General features: G+C 31.6%; 16 protein-coding genes and 1 pseudogene. 4 read left to right on the top strand and 13 right to left on the bottom strand.

Annotation, left to right across the window (positions count from 1 at the left end):
* Window positions 1–7: 7 nt before the first annotated feature.
* Complete coding sequence (locus ACZDYH_RS23575; protein ID WP_071740587.1) at window positions 8–1,378, bottom strand: aminotransferase-like domain-containing protein; 1,371 nt, start codon at window positions 1,376–1,378, stop codon at window positions 8–10.
* 70 nt (window positions 1,379–1,448) lie between these two features.
* A pseudogene (locus ACZDYH_RS23580) lies at window positions 1,449–2,041 on the bottom strand (DUF4030 domain-containing protein).
* 170 nt (window positions 2,042–2,211) lie between these two features.
* Between ACZDYH_RS23580 and ACZDYH_RS23585 the strand changes: the two are divergent.
* Window positions 2,212–3,903, top strand: coding sequence for a M3 family oligoendopeptidase (locus ACZDYH_RS23585; protein ID WP_474887291.1), 1,692 nt, complete (start codon window positions 2,212–2,214; stop codon window positions 3,901–3,903).
* A gap of 14 nt (window positions 3,904–3,917) precedes the next feature.
* On the opposite strand, the gene ACZDYH_RS23590 is transcribed toward ACZDYH_RS23585, so the two are convergent.
* Window positions 3,918–4,730: an AraC family transcriptional regulator gene (locus tag ACZDYH_RS23590; RefSeq protein WP_231691984.1), complete on the bottom strand. Its 813-nt coding sequence runs from the start codon at window positions 4,728–4,730 to the stop codon at window positions 3,918–3,920.
* Between ACZDYH_RS23590 and ACZDYH_RS23595 the strand changes: the two genes are divergently transcribed.
* Entirely contained in the window at window positions 4,721–5,047 is a 327-nt protein-coding gene (locus ACZDYH_RS23595; protein WP_002006075.1) for a hypothetical protein, read from the top strand. The genes ACZDYH_RS23590 and ACZDYH_RS23595 overlap by 10 nt on opposite strands.
* 78 nt (window positions 5,048–5,125) lie before the next feature.
* Here ACZDYH_RS23595 and ACZDYH_RS23600 read toward each other — a convergent pair whose 3' ends face one another.
* The 5 genes from ACZDYH_RS23600 to ACZDYH_RS23620 all read right to left on the bottom strand — a co-directional run bounded on the left by ACZDYH_RS23600 (window position 5,126) and on the right by ACZDYH_RS23620 (window position 9,101).
* Window positions 5,126–5,878 (bottom strand): aminoglycoside phosphotransferase family protein, encoded by a 753-nt coding sequence (locus ACZDYH_RS23600; RefSeq protein WP_409531979.1) that lies wholly within the window; start codon window positions 5,876–5,878, stop codon window positions 5,126–5,128.
* Between the two features lie 116 nt (window positions 5,879–5,994).
* The gene (locus tag ACZDYH_RS23605) at window positions 5,995–6,789 is read right to left on the bottom strand and encodes a VOC family protein (protein ID WP_233936370.1); all 795 of its coding nucleotides are present in this window, start codon (window positions 6,787–6,789) and stop codon (window positions 5,995–5,997) included.
* Window positions 6,790–6,906: 117 nt separating this feature from the next.
* Window positions 6,907–7,740, bottom strand: coding sequence for an alpha/beta fold hydrolase (locus ACZDYH_RS23610; RefSeq protein ID WP_474887295.1), 834 nt, complete (start codon window positions 7,738–7,740; stop codon window positions 6,907–6,909).
* A gap of 136 nt (window positions 7,741–7,876) precedes the next feature.
* Window positions 7,877–8,629, bottom strand: coding sequence for a class I SAM-dependent methyltransferase (locus ACZDYH_RS23615; RefSeq protein WP_139849660.1), 753 nt, complete (start codon window positions 8,627–8,629; stop codon window positions 7,877–7,879).
* 133 nt (window positions 8,630–8,762) lie between these two features.
* On the bottom strand, window positions 8,763–9,101 hold the full coding sequence (locus tag ACZDYH_RS23620) for a winged helix-turn-helix transcriptional regulator (RefSeq protein ID WP_000365529.1): 339 nt from the start codon (window positions 9,099–9,101) through the stop codon (window positions 8,763–8,765).
* 350 nt (window positions 9,102–9,451) lie between these two features.
* On the opposite strand from ACZDYH_RS23620, the gene ACZDYH_RS23625 reads away from it, so the two are divergent.
* Window positions 9,452–10,168, top strand: a complete 717-nt coding sequence (locus ACZDYH_RS23625; protein WP_139849659.1) for an SDR family oxidoreductase — start codon at window positions 9,452–9,454, stop codon at window positions 10,166–10,168.
* Window positions 10,169–10,509: 341 nt separating this feature from the next.
* A complete protein-coding gene (locus tag ACZDYH_RS23630; RefSeq protein WP_163093423.1) occupies window positions 10,510–11,736 on the top strand; it encodes an MFS transporter in 1,227 nt (408 codons plus the stop codon).
* A 71-nt stretch (window positions 11,737–11,807) separates the two neighbouring features.
* Here the strand turns inward: ACZDYH_RS23630 and ACZDYH_RS23635 are convergent, their stop codons facing one another.
* From ACZDYH_RS23635 to ACZDYH_RS23655, 5 genes are all read right to left on the bottom strand, one after another.
* Entirely contained in the window at window positions 11,808–12,620 is an 813-nt protein-coding gene (locus ACZDYH_RS23635) for a MerR family transcriptional regulator (protein WP_139849657.1), read from the bottom strand.
* A 175-nt stretch (window positions 12,621–12,795) separates the two neighbouring features.
* Window positions 12,796–15,966: an ATP-binding cassette domain-containing protein gene (locus ACZDYH_RS23640; RefSeq protein WP_163093424.1), complete on the bottom strand. Its 3,171-nt coding sequence runs from the start codon at window positions 15,964–15,966 to the stop codon at window positions 12,796–12,798.
* Between the two features lie 79 nt (window positions 15,967–16,045).
* The gene (locus ACZDYH_RS23645) at window positions 16,046–16,525 is read right to left on the bottom strand and encodes an SRPBCC family protein (protein ID WP_000559843.1); all 480 of its coding nucleotides are present in this window, start codon (window positions 16,523–16,525) and stop codon (window positions 16,046–16,048) included.
* A gap of 240 nt (window positions 16,526–16,765) precedes the next feature.
* Window positions 16,766–17,326 (bottom strand): class I SAM-dependent methyltransferase, encoded by a 561-nt coding sequence (locus ACZDYH_RS23650; RefSeq protein WP_006929239.1) that lies wholly within the window; start codon window positions 17,324–17,326, stop codon window positions 16,766–16,768.
* A gap of 159 nt (window positions 17,327–17,485) precedes the next feature.
* A complete protein-coding gene (locus tag ACZDYH_RS23655) occupies window positions 17,486–19,723 on the bottom strand; it encodes a SpaA isopeptide-forming pilin-related protein (RefSeq protein ID WP_458869523.1) in 2,238 nt (745 codons plus the stop codon).
* Between the last annotated feature and the right edge of the window lie 144 nt (window positions 19,724–19,867).

Raw genomic sequence — 19,867 nt, forward strand, 5'->3', positions numbered from 1 at the left:
ATTCAAATTATTCTTTTCTAAACTGAAAATTAAACTGTCTTAATTGCTTGATTTCCTCAATTACTTTACGAATACCTTCTTCAATCTTATCTTCTTTTACATTCGAAACATTTAACTTTAACAGTTTTTCTTTAGGAAAATTCCTCATATAATTCTTATCAATAGTATCGACACTTATTTGCCTGTCACCTAATTTTTGTATAAGTGTTTCTGTAACTGTGTTTTTCTGCATTTCTAAACAAGTGTGTATTCCAAATGTGTTTTGTCTATTATATGTAAATAATGATGGATCTTCATTTTGCACTTTTTCTAATGTTTCTGCTAGTTTTATTGATCTATTATAGTAGGAAGAATTAATTTTACTTTTATGACGTTCAAACATACCGCTCTTTATATAAATTTCTAAAGCCGCTTGAGAAATCATCGGACTATCAATATCTAGTATCTTTTTGTATGTATAGAACGCATTTGCAATGGATGGTGGAATGACCGCAACTCCAACCCGTAAACCTGGAAAAATAATCTTCGAATAACTTTTCAAATATATGACATGACTACAATTATCCAAGCTATATAATGGATCTGCTTTTGAATCAGTTTCTAAATCTGCTAAATAATCATCTTCCACTATAAATACATTGTATTTCTTAGCCAATAGTGTGATTTTTTCTTTCTCATCTTTAGAATAAGACGTTCCAAGCGGATGATGATATCTCGGTATCGTATAGAAGAATTTTATTTTTCCGGTTTGAAATATTTGCTCCAATTCATTCAAATCGATACCTTCATTCGTACGTTTAATACCGATTACAGGAACTTTATTTATTTCTAGATAATCAATATATAGATGATATGTTGGTTGTTCAATTAATACAGTTTCATTTCCATTCGGAAATGGTATAGAAGTTAATATAGCAAGTGCCTGCTGAACACCTGATGTTATAAAAATATTTTCTTCTTTTGTAAAGACTTGATAATTTGCTAGTTGTTTTTGAATAACTGGTATTAAAGATGGTAAGCCTTTCGGCGTTCCATATACAAACAAATCATTTTTATACGTATCAATAGCCTTATTAATACAATGTTGAAAATCTAAATACGGAAAAACATCTGGATCTGGTGCTGAGGAGGCAAAATCAATTATCTCGTTATTTTCTATAGTACTCTCTGATTTTTTAACAACGTAGTATCCACTTTGAGGGACAGAATATATAATGTGACGCTTTTCTAATTCATGAAGAGCACGTATAACTGTTGCCTTATTACATTCGTATTGCGTAACGAGTGACCGTATAGACGGTAATTTCTTTCCTTCTCTTATTTCTCCATTTTGAATCATATTTTCTATGTCATTTAAAATATGTAAATACTTATACATCTTACACCTCCTTCAGTAATTCTATATTTAATTATATCGATTTTTCATTCATATAGCATTCATTCCTCAATTAGTTAATTTTCCGATCATCTATATCGTAAATCCCAATAGCATATGAATCATTTTCAATCCATTTCTTTACTGCTTCTGTTTTAAGTACCCCTTCAACTTCTTTTTCTATTTTCTGTCCAAGTTCTCTCGCCCCTACTTCATCATCGCTAATCTTAGTTTTTATATCAATGGTAACAGGTTGATTCTTTTTATAATTTATTTGCTGAATACCAAACCCTTCATATCCATTTTTTCTGAATACGTCATCAAATATATGTCCAAAAACTTGATTCCATCTACTCTCTGCCTTTACAACTTCTCTATTTCTTTGAGTTATATTGATTTTGTAAGACGTTACACCTTGTATCACCAATCTTTTATTAATATCATTTTTTATTTCGTTACTATCTTCGCTATCAGCAATCTCTAAATCTAATATTCTTTCTTTTTTATCTCTTATAGCAGCACTAAAAAAGATTCCTCCTTTACCGCGGCTGTAGCAATATCCATCACTATAGACTCTTCACTTTTAGCATCTTCAATGTCATTCTCACAGGCACATAATAAAGCAAGTGGAAATAAAAATACAAGTAACTTCTTTCCCTTTCTCATGCAGCACCCCTCCATATATTTTCATTTACGATAAACTTTTTACTTTGACATATAAATACCTTCTTTAATTATTAAATTTAACATTATTTCACATTTACCCCACTTAACAAGGGAATTACAATTAATAAATAGAATATCTCTATGAATAAATAAAAAGTGAGGGATATATAATGCAACGTGTACATACGATTGATATTAGTAATGTACTACAATTAGAAAAAACTCTTTCGTCTTTATTAAACAAAATGATTTCTTCAAAACTAGACCTTGAAAATTGGTTAAAAGAGCAGTCAAAAGTGATTTGGGAAATCGAAGAACAATTAAGATCACATTATATCGCCTTTCAATGTAATACGGATGATGAAGAAATAAAAGATACTTTTGAACATGATCAACAATTTGTAAAGCCACTTTTAAAGCGGTACCAAAATTTATTGGATAATAAATATTTAGAGTCACCTTTTCGAATGGAATTAGATTCTAATGTATATGGTTTATTAGATACAAAAATAAAAAATGCTCAAAAGTTATTTTGTGAGGAAAATATCGAATTAGAAATACAGGAAGACAAATTAGTCACAGAGTACTTTGAAATCACTGGAGGATTAAGTGGAATTTGGGACGGAGAAGAAAAAACGATAACAGAATTACAATCCTATTTACAAGATTCGAATCGTGACACCCGTAAAAAGGCAAAAACCATTATTTCTGAACAATTTTTATCTGTTGAAAAAGAACTCCAAAACATATTAAATCAATTAATTGAAATTCGCCATCAAAAAGCAAAAAATATTCAACTAGAGAATTATCGCGATTATATGTTCAAAAAATACGAGCGTTTTGATTATTCAGCGATAGATTGCTATGAACTAGCTGAATCCATACGTAAGTATGTTGTGCCTCTTAAAGATAAAATATTGTTAGAGAAAAAAGATAAACTGCAATTGGATACGCTTTGCCCGTGGGATGTATCAGCTGTAACTCCAGATCAAAAAGTACTTAAACCTATTGCAAATGAAAATGATTTAATTGAAAAGAGCACTCATATCTTTAATAAACTAGATGTTGAATTTTCAGCACTTTTAAACCGAATGTATAAACACAATTGTCTTGATTTAACAAGCCGCAAAGGAAAAGCAGCTGGTGGCTTTTGTGAGTACTTACCAGCTTCACAATTATCTTATATTTTTATGAACTTAAATTATACACAAGATGATATTGTCACTTTTATACATGAAATGGGTCATAGTATTCATAACGAACTCATAAAACCATTAAAATTACGACAGTATATAGAAATTCCAGCTGAAACAGCTGAGCTAGCCAGTATGACAATGGAGTTATTCTCGCTTAATTATTGGGATACCTTCTATACAGACAAAAAAGATTTAAAACAAGCAAAAATTAACTTCTTTAAAGATGTTATTTCATATTTACCTATTATGCTTATTGTCGATCAATTTCAACACTGGCTGTATGAAAATCCAAGTCATACTTCTGAAGAAAGAAATGAAAAATACTTACAACTTCAAAAACATTATCAGTCTAGCGTCATACATATTGATGGCTACGAAAACTGGATAGCAACGAGTTGGTTACCTGTACTCCATATTTTTGAAGTACCATTTTATTATATTGAATATGCGATCGCCCAACTTGGTGCATTACAAATGTATAAACAATATAAAGAGGATCCTAAGCAAGCGCTAGAAAATTATAAAAAGGCATTATCACTAGGAAGCTCGCAATCTATAAAAGAAGTGTATGATGCAGCCGGTATTCGTTTTGATTTTTCTGGTGAAACAATTAAAGAACTAATGCTATTTGTAGAAAAAGAATTAGAATTACTTGAGCAATTATAAGAAGAAAGCTGCACCTATATTTTTGGTGTAGCTTTCTTCTTTATTTTATTAATCAGCTCTATGTACTGAGTATCTCCATATCCGATTGTTGGAAAAAGATAAAACAACTTTATTAATAATTCACGAGTTGATAAATCTTTATTTTTAGAGATGAATTTCATTACTGCATTATCTTCTGTTAACATTTCTAAAAATAAGTCTATAGCCTGATACATTACAGGTGGTACCTTATGAGAGGTCTTTTTATGGTTTACTAATACTTCATTGTATATAGAAGAATAATTCCCCAATTCAAGTTCAATTTGATTTACTTTAAATTCATCCTCTCTAAAGCTATTTAAGTATACCTTCCCTTCATAAGCAGACTGTTCAAGGTGAGAAAGTATGGTAAGTAGGTTCATTTGGCAAAACATATCTTCACCAAACCATAGAACAATACATTTATACTTTTTCGTAAAAAGGTTTTCTAACGGATCTATAACCTTTTTTATATAACTTTCTACTGAACTGTTATGTCCTTTCGCTCTTGTTTTAATAAACTCTTCATTAAAAACTTGAGTAGTAGCCGAGTTCACACACATTGCCTCATTAAATGGTGCATAATCAGAATCACCCATTAGCTTTTCGTTTTTAAATTCTTCATACATAACTTGACCATTTAATATGTTAAGTACCTCTTTATCAAATAGCTCACTCTTCCTATCTCGTAACTGTTCAACCTCTATTTTTCTAGAAATATTCATTTTAAACGCCCCTTCTTTATTTAAATTTAGTTTAACAAATGATTGAATAGGCATTTTGTTAAGTTGGTATTCTCTTGGATTCATTCCAAAAACATTTTTACATATTCGATTTAGCCGTTCCTATTTATAGTGCGATAGAATATTCATTTGCTGGAAATGGGAATATCGTTGACTATGAGTATTCTATTACAAAAGCACTATTTGAAGGCTACCAAGAGGAAAATGAGCTACCAAAAGAGATGAAAGACAAGTTTCCGTTATTTATTAAATTAAAGGAGATTTTTGAATATAGCTTAATGCATATGTATTGGGATAAAGAAGAATTAACGGAGGAACAAGTACGGATTATGAACCTTTATAGGATGAAGATCGAAAATAAGAATACCTATATCAATATTTAAGAATGCCGTTGTTTAACTGCAAGGAAACTTTGGTTAAACAACAGCATTTATTAATTAGCTGACAACCTTTTTTATGACTTATAAATACTGATTCAATAATCTTCTCAAATACACTTCATTTTGCGGTGATACTTTTTCAGAAAATCTAGCTGCAATAATTATAGGAGCCCATTGAAAAACTTCATCTCTTGATAAGCCGGTACGACTGCAATATATATGTAAATACATCTCAGCTAATTCTACCGAAGATTGTGAGTACAACAAATATGTTCGAAATACATCTGCGCGAATATCCCCTGAACTAGCATCTACCCAGTCTATAACTTTCACTTTCTCTTCCTTACTCAAAATTAAATTAAATGGATGGAAATCTCCATGACATAGCCTAAAATCAAATGTAATAGAATCTAATTTTAGTAATATGTTTTTCTTTTTGTTTTCATCCAATTTATGTACAGATTTAATTTGACTCTCTAACCTTTCCCTCATTAACTCCATTTCATCTGTATTTACATGTATAGCATGGATTTTTTTTTGCTCATTAACACAAAGGCCGATATAACGCTCTGCCTCATTTAAATTATTAAGCAGAAGATCACCAATGTTGTCCCCTTTTACATGTTCCATAATAATTGCCTGTCTATTTTGTATCTTTATTACTTCAAATACGTTTGGAACTGGCAGCCCGCATGAATACGCATATTTTTGTTTTTTTGCTTCATTCATAGACTCTGTATCTGGGAGGTAATCTTTAAATAATTTTACAACCTTATCATCAGTTAAATAAATTTCTGCAGTATTCCCTTTTGCAATTGGATTACCTAAAACCACTTCATTTCTCCCCTTAACATAAATTAAAATAACACCTTGTACTTCTCTTTAAATTCACTGTAACCCTAGCTAAAACCTTCTTCACGAATATACAAAAAACTTACCGCTTTTCATCCTTAAATAGAAAGCGGTAAGTTTAATTGTTTAGGAATATCAGAATGAAACTCTGATGTATGCACGATTGAAAATGTATATCCTTGCTCAATAAATGATACTTCATTACGTTTACATTCAAATGATACACTATTTTTCTTAAAGTTATTTTGGATTCGCTGTAAAAATGCGACGTCTGGTGTTCCGAAAGAAACGTATACTTTCGGTGATAGAGCTTTCATCGCGATTGGAATCCAAGGTCGCTGCCACCAAGTCGCGACGATATATGCAGTGCCACCTATAACAAAGTTAAAAATATCCCCATCTTCCATCGTTTTCATATTTAGATTTGATTTTAACCATTCCGTAAAAACAGGTACACTTTTAACAGGAAGACCAATTTCCCTTACGTATAAAATGTTTAAAGGTGAGTGTGGTACTAATACATCCTCTTTAACATAACTATGTGCGATAATTTCGAGTAGATTTCCATCTCCGTCTTTAAAGTATAAATTGAATAGACCATTCTCTTCACCAATTACATTTCCATTTTGCCATTTTACAATGAGTAATCCAGAGTCCTTTAACCATTTTGCTGTTTCATGGAATTTTGAATATAGGATTTCAAAAGCAAAATGTGCAGGTGCGATTGGTTCATACACTTCTTGAAAACTAATTGTTGTATAAGGTGTTACTTCAAATTGAATGAAGGATGCTGTTTCTTTTTTTATTGGAAAAGATAATATGTCCTTATAAACTTGTTTTACCCCTTCTATGGAAACCGTTTGTAGTTTTATATCTGATATATGTGTAATCATTTTACATTCCCCCTCATTTCTTATTATCTATTCGTATTGTATTACACTTATAAATAGATAAAATCAAACGGAAGGATGGATTTTTCATATAGAAACTACAACTTTAGTATGAATATGTTAGCTCCAATTATTTTTTATTTCCGCTATAACAATTTCTGGTTTATCCCAGTGCAACATGTGTGTAGTATCAGGAATTACTTTTACTATACTGTCCGTTTTCTCTTTAAAAACATTTGCTGTCTTATCTCTATAATCCGCCCAAACTTGTGGGACTTTAGCTCGAAGTAATACAATATTAGCCGGTAGCTTCTCATATATATCTATTGTTTCATCTTTATGCATATCTCTTATTATATTACTAGCTGTATTTCCCCTGGCATGCCACCATACTTTATTATCCATTTCGATCCCTAGATCCTTTACAGCAACTTCTAACAATGAAGACCACCTAGTATAAGCTTCTTTTTCACTTTTGAAAAATTCGTCCCAATTATTAAAAACGTATTCATCAAAGTCTTTTTCATAATAAGCAATTTCTTCTTCCAACGCTTCTTCTTGAAGCCTTTTTGTTTGATATCCACCATCAATAAGAATACTTCCTTGTACTTTTTCTGGATGATTTAACAAATAAAATAACGCTACAAAACTTCCCCATGAATGTGATAGAAAATAGAAGTGTTCGATTCTCAATTCATTTATTATTTCATTTAACCAATTTGCTAAATTTTGCATCTCATAATCTTCTGTTCTTTCAAATGGCGGGGTTTTACCGTGTCCAGGTGCATCAACGGAGATAAATCTATACTCTTCTTTTAATTCTTCAGCAATTTCTATAAAACTTAAACTCGTACTACCTAATCCATGTAAACAAAAGATAACGGGCTTGTCATTATTCCCCCATTCAGTAATATGTACATTTATTTTTTCATTGCTAATATAGTAACGTTTCAAAACATTTATCCTCCATATTTTGATTTTTTAATTTATACTTTATTTATTTCTATTATTTTCAAGTATTTCCTGTATTCTTTTCCACACAAAAAGCTGCTTTTCATTTAAAGAAAAGCAGCTTTTACACTAAAATATATTATAATTTAACAGCGATAATCATAAATCTTTTTGAATTCGTACGAATCCCTTTTTCAGAACTATTCGTTTCAATGAACTTTTGTAAAATAGTAAAATCTTCTTCCTCTTCTCCAAATCTAGGAATAATAGGCGTATGTTTTAATAAGAAAATGAGATCTTCAGACGTACTGTAATAATCAGTAACATCATATTCACGTACTTGCACGAGATCAAATCCTGCACTAATAAGTTCATCCATATACTTTTCTTTTAAAGTGCCATCTCGTTCATCTAAGCATTGTCCTCTGCCAAATGCTTCTTTCAGGTTTAATTTATCATTCTCACTTACTTGTTGCGTTAAGAAAAAAGCACCTCGTTTCATTACTTTCGCTAACTCAGATGCTATAAACGGTGCGTGACAACTTGAAGCGATATCAAAATGGGCATTCTGAAACGTTAACGCTTCAGAACCCATTTGAAGAAACTCAACATTTTGTACACCTGATTTTTTCAAGTTGGAATGTGCCGTTTCAATCATGCCGTTAGAATTATCAATTCCAATCAACACTTTAGCTGATGATGCTATGTTAAGTACATTTTCTCCTCCGCCTGTACCAACATCAAGTAAAATATGTGATGGTTTACACCTTTCTTTTACCTCACTATAAAAGTCCCATGTATCTCCTACAGTTTCACATTTTATTTTACTAAAATCCCATCCATTTAATCTTCCTACTTTATCATAGAAGCTTTTATACTCTAATTCGTTCATCTTATTACTTCCCCTTTGTAAAAATAAATTAAATATGTATAATAACCTACGACACTCCTTAATTATATATTATAAAATACAAATTATTAAAACAACATTTCCCTTCAAACTACAATAAGTTTACATAATATTTTTATGGTTTATCTTTATCTATATATTCTAAATGCCCTCTTCCCCAACTACACATACTATCCAAAACAGTACTGACTGTTTTTCCATGTTCAGTTAAGCTATATTCTACTTTAGGTGGTATTTCTTGATAAATTTCGCGTTTTATTAGTTGATCTTGCTCTAATTCACGTAATTGCTTTGCTAACGTCCCTTGAGATATATCTGGTATTAATCTCTTTAATTCACCAAAACGTTTCGTTCCATCTGTTAGCAAAATAAATAAAATGAGCGGCTTCCATTTCCCACCGATTATTTGTAATGTTGCTATTACCCCTTTTAACTTCGGTTCTTGTAAATCCATTTTTCTCACCTCTCCTCAGATATCATAAAGTGAAACTTTAATCAGTGGGGGTTTTGTTCATCCCACACTGATTATTAGTTGAACCAATCGGGCTTTTACGGGCAGTTGATCTCTTACCTAACTTCCTTGCATTTTCCTAACTTTGAGGTGAGAGTTTTACTGCCCGTTAATGCGGGATAAACAATATGTAGAAATTTTTCGTATTACTTATCCGCATAAATAGCAATTAGTACGAAATTTGCGACTATGTACATATAAAGTGCGTACTTTTCACTTGCTCCCTTTTAGCGAATAATAAAAGCATAGCACAGTTATATTCTAAAGTTTTTTATTAAAGGAGTGGCTAAAATATGTCTATTACTACATTAGAAAATAGCCGTATTGTTATCATTGGCGGGAGTTCTGGTATTGGATTAGCAACAGCAACTCAAGCAATTAAACAAGGCGCACATGTTATTATTACCGGACGCTCGGAAGAAAAATTAAAAGTTGCTCGAGAAGTAATAAATAACAATCATCTTCAAACTTATATATTGGATAATCAAAATAAAGAGCAATTACAAAATTTTTTCAAGACAGTTGGGAACTTTGATCATTTATTCACACCGGGAGCCTCTTATACACTTGGACCAATTACCTCTACAGAGGAAATTGCTGAAAGTAGCTTCATCGGAAAGTTTTGGCCTCAATATTATGCCGTAAAATATGCAATTCCTTTTCTTTCAAACTCTGGATCGATCGTGTTAATGTCCGGTGCCTTTAGTCAAAGACCACTTAAAGGTGCGCCTGCTTATGGAGCTTGCAATGGTGCTATTGAAAGTTTAGGGAAGGCCTTAGCTGTGGAATTAGCTCCTATTAGAGTTAATGTGGTTTCTCCTGGAACAATACAAAGAGAAAATGAACAAAATGAAAATAGACTAGTTGCTTACGAAGCTTATAAATCTCTTTCACTTGTACAACGAGCTGGATATAATGATGAAATTGCACATACTGTCCTATATTTAATGCAAAATAGTTTTACTACGGGTAATGTATTATTTCCTGATGGAGGGTACACATATCATTAATTATTAAAAATTTAATGCCTCCTTGTATTAACTAGTATTAAGGAGGCTATTATTAACTAAAAAAGGGATATATTAATGTAGGATCTTCTTTCAAAAGTTCTGCTAACAACAATAATTGCGGAAAAGGTCATAAGATTAACTCTTTATCCAGCAACCCCTTTTGTTCTCGAATCATACCGCCTCATCCAATAAAAGCCGCCCTAATTTCTATTCCCTACACTTTTATATAAAATTAACCTTATAAAGGTAGGATTCAACAACTTCTTACAGAATTCTATATTTAATACGTATTGGACGGATTATTTTCAAATTCCTCTTTACTAAAGGTGGTTCATACAATTGTGAAATTTGTACAAGAACGAAGATTAACTGGCAAGACAACTTTTTCAAAAGAATACAAGATTTTTATTTTTGGTTTACTCATTTCACGAATCGGGGATTCACTATATACTTTTGCAATGCCTTGGATTGCCTATCAATTAACTGGTTCAGCTGTAATTATGAGTTCTTTATTTGCTGTTAACGTATTGCCAATCGTTTTATTTGGCCCTTTAGTTGGTGTACTAGTTGATCGATATGATCGAAAAAAGTTACTTTGGATGGCGGATATTATCAATATTATTTTAGTAAGTCTCGTACCAATTCTACATGCATTACATCTATTAGAAGTCTGGCATTTATACGTAATTACTTTTATCTTAGCAGTTATGTCCATGCTTTTTGATGTAACAACAGTTACAGTCATTCCACACATCGCAGGTGCATCATTAACGAAGGCTAATTCTTTATATCAAATGGTTAATCAATTGGCTAGTTTGTTTGGTCCAATCATAGCTGGGCTTTTCATATCTTTTATTGGCGGCTTTCAAGTACTTTGGATTAATGCTCTTTCATTTATTGCTACATTAATTGCTGTGATTATATTACCTTCTATGAAAAACTTAAATAAAAAGAATACTGATAAAAAAATATTGCAAAATGTACTAAATGATTTGTTTGATGGATTTAAATGGCTCAAAAATGATCGGTTAAATATAGCTTTGTCACTTCAAGCTATGGTAGGTAACTTTGGAGCAAGTGCTGTTTTAGGTCTACTTATGTATTATTTATTATCGACATTAAATCTTACCTCCGCACAAAGTGGTTATAATTATACTTTAATAGGAATAGGTGGGCTTTTAGGAAGCTTAATTGCCGTTCCTTTAGAAAAGAAATTTCGACGTGGTATACTTATTCCTTTACTCCTATTTTGTGGAGCGCTTGGATTAACATTTGCTTTATGGAGTACATATTGGCTTGCTCCCGGAATTGCTTTCGGTATCGCGATGACATGTAATATCACATGGAATACGATTGTTACATCAATTCGGCAGGAAACTGTTCCATCCAATTTGCAAGGACGTGTTTTAGGTTTTTCTCGTGTACTTACACGATTATCTATGCCATTGGGGGCATTAGTAGGTGGAATTATTTCAGCCTACAATCCTGTATTTATATTTGCTTTAGCTGTTTTTACTAAAATAATTGAAGTCTTTATTGCCTTATGTAGTCCGATACGAAAACTGTAAAGAGGAAAAATTATATATTTTGAGATATTAATAAAATAAAAAAAGGCATAAAACATGCCTTTTTTTATTACTTATTTGTTTATTGGATAACAAACTTCTGTAACCCACTTATTAGGATCGGATTCCATCGCTGGGCTCACATGATAAATATTAAACATCGGGCCTGCTAATTTGTAACCCTCTGTCTCAATCCATTTTGCCGCAGCCTCATTTACAGCTGTCATCTGTCCATAACTTCCATTAACTGTTATAGAAGCTACATTAGTCGATTCCATATTTTTAAATGTAACGTCTTTTGTATTTTCGTGCTTACCTAGAATACTTAGCTGTATTTCTATATCTACATCATTTTCTTTGTATTCACGATCATGGAAAACCGCAATACTATAACTCGGTTGGGCAATACTAATATTTTTCATTTGAATTTCTTGCATTAATACACTCCATAAATCACCTTCGCAATTATACGATGGAATAATCTTTCTAACACTAGCTACAGTTCTTTCTGGAATTTCTTTTATTGAAACATGATAATTCATCTCAACAACATCCTCTCTCATCGTTTTCATTGAGTCTTCAAGGAGACGTAATTGTTTTTGGAGGTTATTCATGTCTTCTTTAATTTGAGCACTACGATTTAAAAATTGCTCTTTTATGGTATCTATATTATCGCATTCTATTATTTCTTTGATGGTAGCAATATTAAACCCCATAGCTTTTAACGTTTGAATTTGATTTACTTTTTTTAATTGGTCTGCTGAATAAAATCGATATCCACTCTGCTCATCGACTTTTACTGGTTGTAGTAATTCCACTTTATCGTAGTGTCTCAACATTCGTATACTAATGGAAGATAGTTTTGAAAAATCCCCTATTTTAAACATGATTTCCTCCTATAAGTTACATCTACTTTGAAGCTCAACTTTATCTTAAACAATGACATTGTGTGAGGGTCAATCGTTTTTTTTGACGATTTAAACGATAATTTAACATGTTATATTTACATAATTAAAAATCTATATTCCTATTTTATGACTACTACAATTGACAAATCCATCATTAGTTATTTTTCTCTAAACATTCATAAACCGCCATCATATCTCGTTTATCCAACTCACGTATGCGATTAAAAATTGGTATTTTTCCAACAGCTTCTGTTAATAAGCTTTCATTCACAACATCACTTGCTTTTCCAGTTAACCACGTTTGTACATCCACGCCCTCGACAACTTCTTTTAACCCTTCGTCATTAATACCACTTGCATTACAAGTTACACATGGAATTGTTAGTTTAAAGACACCATCATGTAGATTATCTTCGGTTATCACTTTCTTACCTTTACAAAATGGACATGGATTACTTTTTTTAATTTTATTAATTTGGGTAACTAATTTTTTGTATCCAAATGCTTCGTATACATACGTAAGTTTTTTATATTTACCATTTGTGAAATACTTATCTATAATGGTTTCTCTCGTTTCATAAACATTAGGGAAATCACAAACAGTTACTTGATTATTAACACTAATGGATTCGATATTTCCTTTTATTTCGCCCCAGAATGGTAAGACATTTTGTAACACCATTTCATAGTTTGAAAAGCTTGCTTGTTCTAATTCAAACATTTTCAATGCAACTTGTGCTTTTCTTGGCAATAAAGAAACATCTTCCGTCAATACCATATCGCCACCAACAATAGACTTCAATTTAACAAGTGCCGGTAAATCACCAACTGTTTTCAATACTTTATTAATAGGCTGATTGATTATTTCACGAATATCTACGTTACCAAATTTAAGTGGTTTATGATGATTTAAAACCGTCCCCTCACAAATTGGACATTTCATCATTTTTTTTGAACTCTTAATTTCTTCTTTAATAGGTGCTTTTGAAATAACAATATATCCACCAATAATTGTATTAAACCCTACCCATGTTCTGCGTGTCTTTCCTTTTTTATCATAAAATGATTTTTCAAAATATCCGTACCAAAACGTATGCTTTTCTTCTTCTGACATATCATTATAGCTCTTTGACAAATCGTGACCAATCTCATTTTTTATTTCTTCGAATAGAAATTCTATTTTTTCATGCTGATAAAATTTTAATACCTTCATGATTTCTGGATCGAATAGCCCATCCCAAAATGGAACACTTTTATCTTGAATGGCAATATCTTTATCAAAAACTTCAATCTGAAGACGTCCAGAACAGGATGGACAATGATTGTCCTGTGAATAGAAATCAAAACTTCTCGTATCTTTATTAATTGGATGAGCAGCTACAATATGATTAATTAATCCACCAATCTCATATAAGAAACTATATTGACTATATAAATGTCTTTCAAGATCAATAGCAATAACAGGTGCGATTGTATCAGATTCATATTCACCATAAATTAACCTAGCCATTGATGATAAACTTTTTAAAATACCGCCCTTATAAACATTTTCAGCATTTTTAAAATAGTTAATATGATTTTCTTCTAAATAGTGAACTCCTTTTTTCTGCTTAAGCATTGAAGAGATATTTATTTTCTCTGTGCTATTCACATTACTTTTTTGACGATAGTAATCCTCATGATTAACAACATCCAAATGCTCTACAGATTCATTCTGCCTTTTTCCAAAATCAACTATATAATCAGAGCTTTCTAACATGTAACGATTATGCTCAATCATAATGATAGAAACTGATTCATCTTGCAGAATACCTCTAATACTATCGATAAATTGATTTAAAATATTTTGTGATAAACCTTTTGAAGGCTCATCAAAAATGAATAATGTATGTGGATTTCTAGTGTTTGCAAATAATTCCGAAACTAAATGAACACATTGAAACTCACCTGTCGATAATGTTTGTGTTTTTCTCTCTAATGTTAAATAGCCAAGTCCTAATTTAATTAGTAGGCTCAAACGTTTATAAGCGATATCTTCATTTGGAAGTTCATCAATAATATCCTCAATCGAGCGCTCAAAAATATCATCAATGTCTTCACTATACTTTGTTAGTTTCTTTTTAATATCTAGGAAAGTTGCTACAGTTGATCGACTTGTAATTGATTGATTTCGGTCTTGTCCCACCATAACTAATTTATCTTTTGGATATCTTTTCAAGAAATCTGTAGCTAGACATTCATTGACAAGTGTAGATTTCCCACATCCTGATTCTCCTGTAACCGTTACAAGCCTGTTTTTAGGAATTTGAAACTCCTCCATTTGGATATTACGGCAATATAAATCATAGAATGTATAATATTCTGTTGGTATTTCTTTATTTCGATCCCACAGTATTGACTTTGGTCTTGGTGATTCTTTCACAATTTTCCCGCCATATTTTCCGCTACCAGGTCCAAAGAACAATTGCTCATCAGTTGTATCTAGTACCGTATCTGAATGATCAATAAGCCAAATTTGATTTTTACACCCTAATCGTTTAATCTCTTCCAAAATTTTCAATAATGTTTCATGATCAAGTCCAACTGAAATCTCATCAATAATAATTACAGCATTTTCACTTACTGCCATGAATTCAGCCAAATAAAGTCGTGTTAACTCTCCACCTGACAACGTACCCATAATTCGATTTAATGTTAAATAACCAATGTTCATATTAATAATATTTTGCAGTATATGCTGTTTTTCTTCACTAATATTTAATTCTTTTGCTATTGAAAGAATAGATTCAACACTTAAATCATTAATATTTGAAATTGAATGTGGCTTGGCCAACAAATCAATTTCATGTTTTTCAATTTCTTCACTATAACGTTTTCCCTTACATTTTTTACACTCAACATTTTTTGTAGTACCACGGCCTTTACAACCAGTACACCAGCCTAATTGATTATTAAATGAAAAGACCTCTGGAGAAAGATTAAATACTTCAGCAAGTTTTTCCCGAACCTCTGTAAAAACACCAGTATGAGTACCAATCGTTGAACGTGGATTAGACGAAATCGATGATTTCCCTAAAAAAAGTACTAATGGCATTTCTTCCATCTTAATAGCACTAAAATTTGTTTCCATAATGTTAGGAAATAAATATTGATATTCAGCCTTTGGTAATAAAGAAACTAATCGTTTTTTTGACTCTTCACCAATTGTTTGGCAAAAAGTTGTTTTACCCGATCCAGATAACCCAGCAATTCCAAACGATTTATTAAACGGTATAGTTGCATCTAATTTATTTATGTTATTAGCAATTAATTGATTTACTTTCATATTAACCTCTATTCTTATTTATCCATAAAAGCATTTTTATAATATAATAATTACATAATGAATATTACCTATTATGTAATTATCCTCTAACTTCATGAATCTTACCCTTGTATATTTCAAACCATTGTTGCCATTCATCTTTAGAAAATTCTTTCTCTTCTCCTTCTAAAACGCAAGAAAAAAGATTTAAACAAATATGCCAACCAGCTACATCTCTCGGTGTATGATCTGTTAATTCATGAATGTACTCTTTAAGAAGTAAAAGAGTACCATTTTCCTCTTTATGTATTTCAAATCGGACACGGTCTTTATCCCAAGTAAATTCAAGTACTGAGTTTAGTTGACACTCTAAAATATCAATATTTATGAATGAACCGTCCATCATGTCGAACTTTATTATTCCACCAGTTTTAAGGCTTTCAATCTGTAAATTGGACATCCATTTTTTCAGCTTACTGTTTTCTGTTAATACAGACCAAACTTCCTCTACCGTATATGGAAATTCACGTTCAAATTTTACAATATATCCATCAGTTAGTTTCCCAATTTCAGCTATCATTTTGATTGCCTCCTTATATAGAATATATGTTCTTATTTCATTTTACACGAATATAAATATAAAATAAATATTTATGTCAACGAAGTGTTAATTTAAAGCGAATGACGCTGAGAAAAACTTAAATATTTTCTAAATCGAGTTATATAGTATTGAAAATTAAATATAGATTTACGTACAAATAAAAAAGCCGCATTTGCGACTTATGAAATCATAGGATTAACTCCTTTTTTTGTTGAATGATTAGCGCTTAATCGCATCGACAATTAGCGATGGAAAACCAAGTTTATCGCCTTTATTTCTAGAATCATACCTTTTCGAACGGAAAATAACACCGTCGTTTGCATCCCATTCGTTGTAATAAAACCGACCATTTTCATCACAATATTCAAGTAAAACTACCTCGAATCCAGCAGTTTCAAACATTTTCGTTAATGTTTTATAATTATGAACGATTTTATGACTTGCTGCTGGATGATCTTTCGGACCGGGGCCCCCTATTTGAACTATATTTTGATATGCCTCATCCTGAAAGAATGCATCAGGGACTCCGCACCGAATATGACCAGATGGTTTTAAAAATTCATAACAAATTTCAGCTGCTCTTACACCTTCTTCAAAAGTAAGGTGTTCCCATACATGCTCAGCTAAAATAGCTGAAATAGAGTTGTATTCAAATCTTTCTTCCCACGTAGCTTTATCTAGTAAGTTAAGTTCATCTTCTTGTGTTTGAATCCAGCCTGGATTATTATTAAACACTCCAGCTCCGACAACTACTTTAATTTCGTCTTGTTTTATTACCACCATTTTCACCTCTTAAATATTTTAATTCATTAATATATTCTATGTTTACTATTATGCTTCCTCCTTCAACAAATTTAGTAACATGAGTCCAGTACAATACCGAACTCATGCCCTAAAAACTCTCTAACGCAACAATCTGTCTAACTCTATAAAATTAGTTCATAATATACGATTTTTCTTACAGAAATATAGCACACCAAACATTAGCATAATACCAATCACGTAAAAAATTGTTGTTCCGCTCCCACCAGTATTAGGAATTACCCAATTATTCTTCGCATTTTTCACTGTTATTTTTTGTGTCTTTACTGCTTCTGTAATTTCTATTTCTATTGGATCTCTAAGTAACATGTATCCGTTCGGTGCTTTTATTTCTTTAATCGTATACTTTCCAATTGCTAATTGGTTGGAAATTACCTTTCCTTTTTCATCCGTTATTAATCTACTAACTTCTTTCCCTTCTTTATCTAACACTTGAAATACAGCGCCTTTTAGCTTTAATTCACTATCCGTATCATCAACTTTTTCAATTTCAAATTGCCCATTCGGATCTGGCAATTTCTTATTTCCTATTTTAATTTCTACTACTGTATCTTTTTCTATTTTTACAGCTATTTTATCTTTTAATAATTCATAACCTTTAGGCGCCTCTATTTCCACTACGGTATAGTTTCCTATTGGTAAGTCTTTTGATATTACTTCTCCTTCTTCATTTGTTACTAGTTCTCCAACTACTTTTTTATTTAAATCTTCTATATGAAACTTTGCCCCTGCTAGTTTTTTATTTTTATCACTTATGTCTACTTTCACAAGCTTCATTTTCCCCATTGGATCTGGCAATTTCTTATTTCCTATTTTAATTTCTACTACTGCATCTTTTTCTATTTTTACAGTTATGTTATCTTTTAATAATTCGTAACCTTTAGGTGCTTCTACTTCCACTACGGTATAGTTTCCTGTTGGTAAGTCTTTTGATATCGCTTCTCCTTCTTCATTTGTTACTAGTTCTCCAACTATTTTTCCTTTTGAATCTTCAATTTTAAACTTTGCTCCTGCTAGCTTTTTATTTTTATCACTTATGTCTACTTTCACAAGCTTCATTTTCCCCATTGGATCTGGCAATTTCTTATTTCCTATTTTAATTTCTACTACTGCATCTTTCTCTACTTTTACAGCTATTTTATCTTTTAATAATTCGTAACCTTTAGGTGCTTCTTTTTCCACTAAAGTATAGTTTCCTATTGATAAGTCTTTTGATATCGCTTCTCCTTCTTCATTTGTTACTAGTTCTCCAACTATTTTCCCATTTAAATCTTCAATTTTAAACTTTGCTCCCACCAATTTTTTATTATCATTATTACTATCAACCTTTTTTATTTTTACTTTTCCTGTACTAGGCTTGTTCCAATGTTTCCAGTTAAATTTGAAATTGTGAAACTCAAATCCACCAGTTTGTTGTACCGCACCGACAAATGCTTGTCCATTAATCGAACCGCCTTTTGTTTCTAATACAGCATTGGGAGCAAACACACTTCCAACAACACCATATCCTTCTGTTGTGATCTTTTTCGCATTAGGAAAAACCCAAATCATTTTACTGTATAGCTCAGTAAATGGTGAATTAGGAGAATAGGGTTGTGATGTGGGAATTATATCCGTAGCCCTTCCAATATTGTTCTTGTCATATAGAATAGCCCCATTTTTAAATGTAACCTCTATCGCATCCGAATACATAACAATAAAATCTTTGTCCTTAGCACTCGGTAAAAATACATCTCTTATATCTAAATTGATTTTCCCTGTCAATTCTGATGAAACATAAATATTAGGATTGTTTATATCTTTTCCGATTCCATGACTCATATTTGGAATAGGGGTATTCGTTTTATATTGACCTGCATTTTTACTGACTTGGTTCACTATATTGCGAAATTCATTAAATTTCGCGTCAATTTCTAGTTTTTCTTTATAAACGATACGATCATAAGAAGATTGTATGATGCGATCTGGATCACTCTCTTTTGTCATTACAACTATTCCGTTTTGAATGATAAAAGATTCTTCTCTTGATTTCTTAAATTTTCCAGACAATAACAAAGACGGATATCCCTCATCAACCCATTTTTCACCTACTATATTAGATGTTCCCGCTGCAGCACCTACAATCGTATACCCCGATGCATCCATGTCACCTTGAACTGCAATTGCCCCTTCAATGTCGCCACCTACTGCTTTATGGTTACCAAAAACAACAGCATTATAACGCGATATATCACCTAGACTTTCTAGGTTTATCGTGGATCCATATGCTTCTTTTGGTACATATACGACAAAACTTACACTTAACATTAACAAAACAATAAAATGAATACTTACCAGCTTTAATCGTAGCCTCAATTCCTTTGTTCCCACCTTTACCGTATTTTTTCTATAGTCGAATAAAATGAAATTTTTATTAATGATGATTTACTTCAATCCCCTATATACCTTCTTTACTTATCTCTGAATTTCCGGTCCCACTTCCCATTAATGCAGGATAAA

It is taken from the genome of Bacillus sp. EB V-12, assembly GCF_056158125.1.

What these genes read in the sequence shown, in the direction of transcription:
- ACZDYH_RS23575 (WP_071740587.1), bottom strand. Translation starts at nt 1,378, where the DNA reads ATGTATAAGTATTTACATATTTTAAATGACATAGAAAATATGATTCAA.
- ACZDYH_RS23605 (WP_233936370.1), bottom strand. Translation starts at nt 6,789, where the DNA reads ATGATTACACATATATCAGATATAAAACTACAAACGGTTTCCATAGAA.
- ACZDYH_RS23615 (WP_139849660.1), bottom strand. Translation starts at nt 8,629, where the DNA reads ATGAACGAATTAGAGTATAAAAGCTTCTATGATAAAGTAGGAAGATTA.
- ACZDYH_RS23620 (WP_000365529.1), bottom strand. Translation starts at nt 9,101, where the DNA reads ATGGATTTACAAGAACCGAAGTTAAAAGGGGTAATAGCAACATTACAA.
- ACZDYH_RS23625 (WP_139849659.1), top strand. Translation starts at nt 9,452, where the DNA reads ATGTCTATTACTACATTAGAAAATAGCCGTATTGTTATCATTGGCGGG.
- ACZDYH_RS23590 (WP_231691984.1), bottom strand. Translation starts at nt 4,730, where the DNA reads ATGAATCCAAGAGAATACCAACTTAACAAAATGCCTATTCAATCATTT.
- ACZDYH_RS23585 (WP_474887291.1), top strand. Translation starts at nt 2,212, where the DNA reads ATGCAACGTGTACATACGATTGATATTAGTAATGTACTACAATTAGAA.
- ACZDYH_RS23640 (WP_163093424.1), bottom strand. Translation starts at nt 15,966, where the DNA reads ATGAAAGTAAATCAATTAATTGCTAATAACATAAATAAATTAGATGCA.
- ACZDYH_RS23635 (WP_139849657.1), bottom strand. Translation starts at nt 12,620, where the DNA reads ATGTTTAAAATAGGGGATTTTTCAAAACTATCTTCCATTAGTATACGA.
- ACZDYH_RS23645 (WP_000559843.1), bottom strand. Translation starts at nt 16,525, where the DNA reads ATGATAGCTGAAATTGGGAAACTAACTGATGGATATATTGTAAAATTT.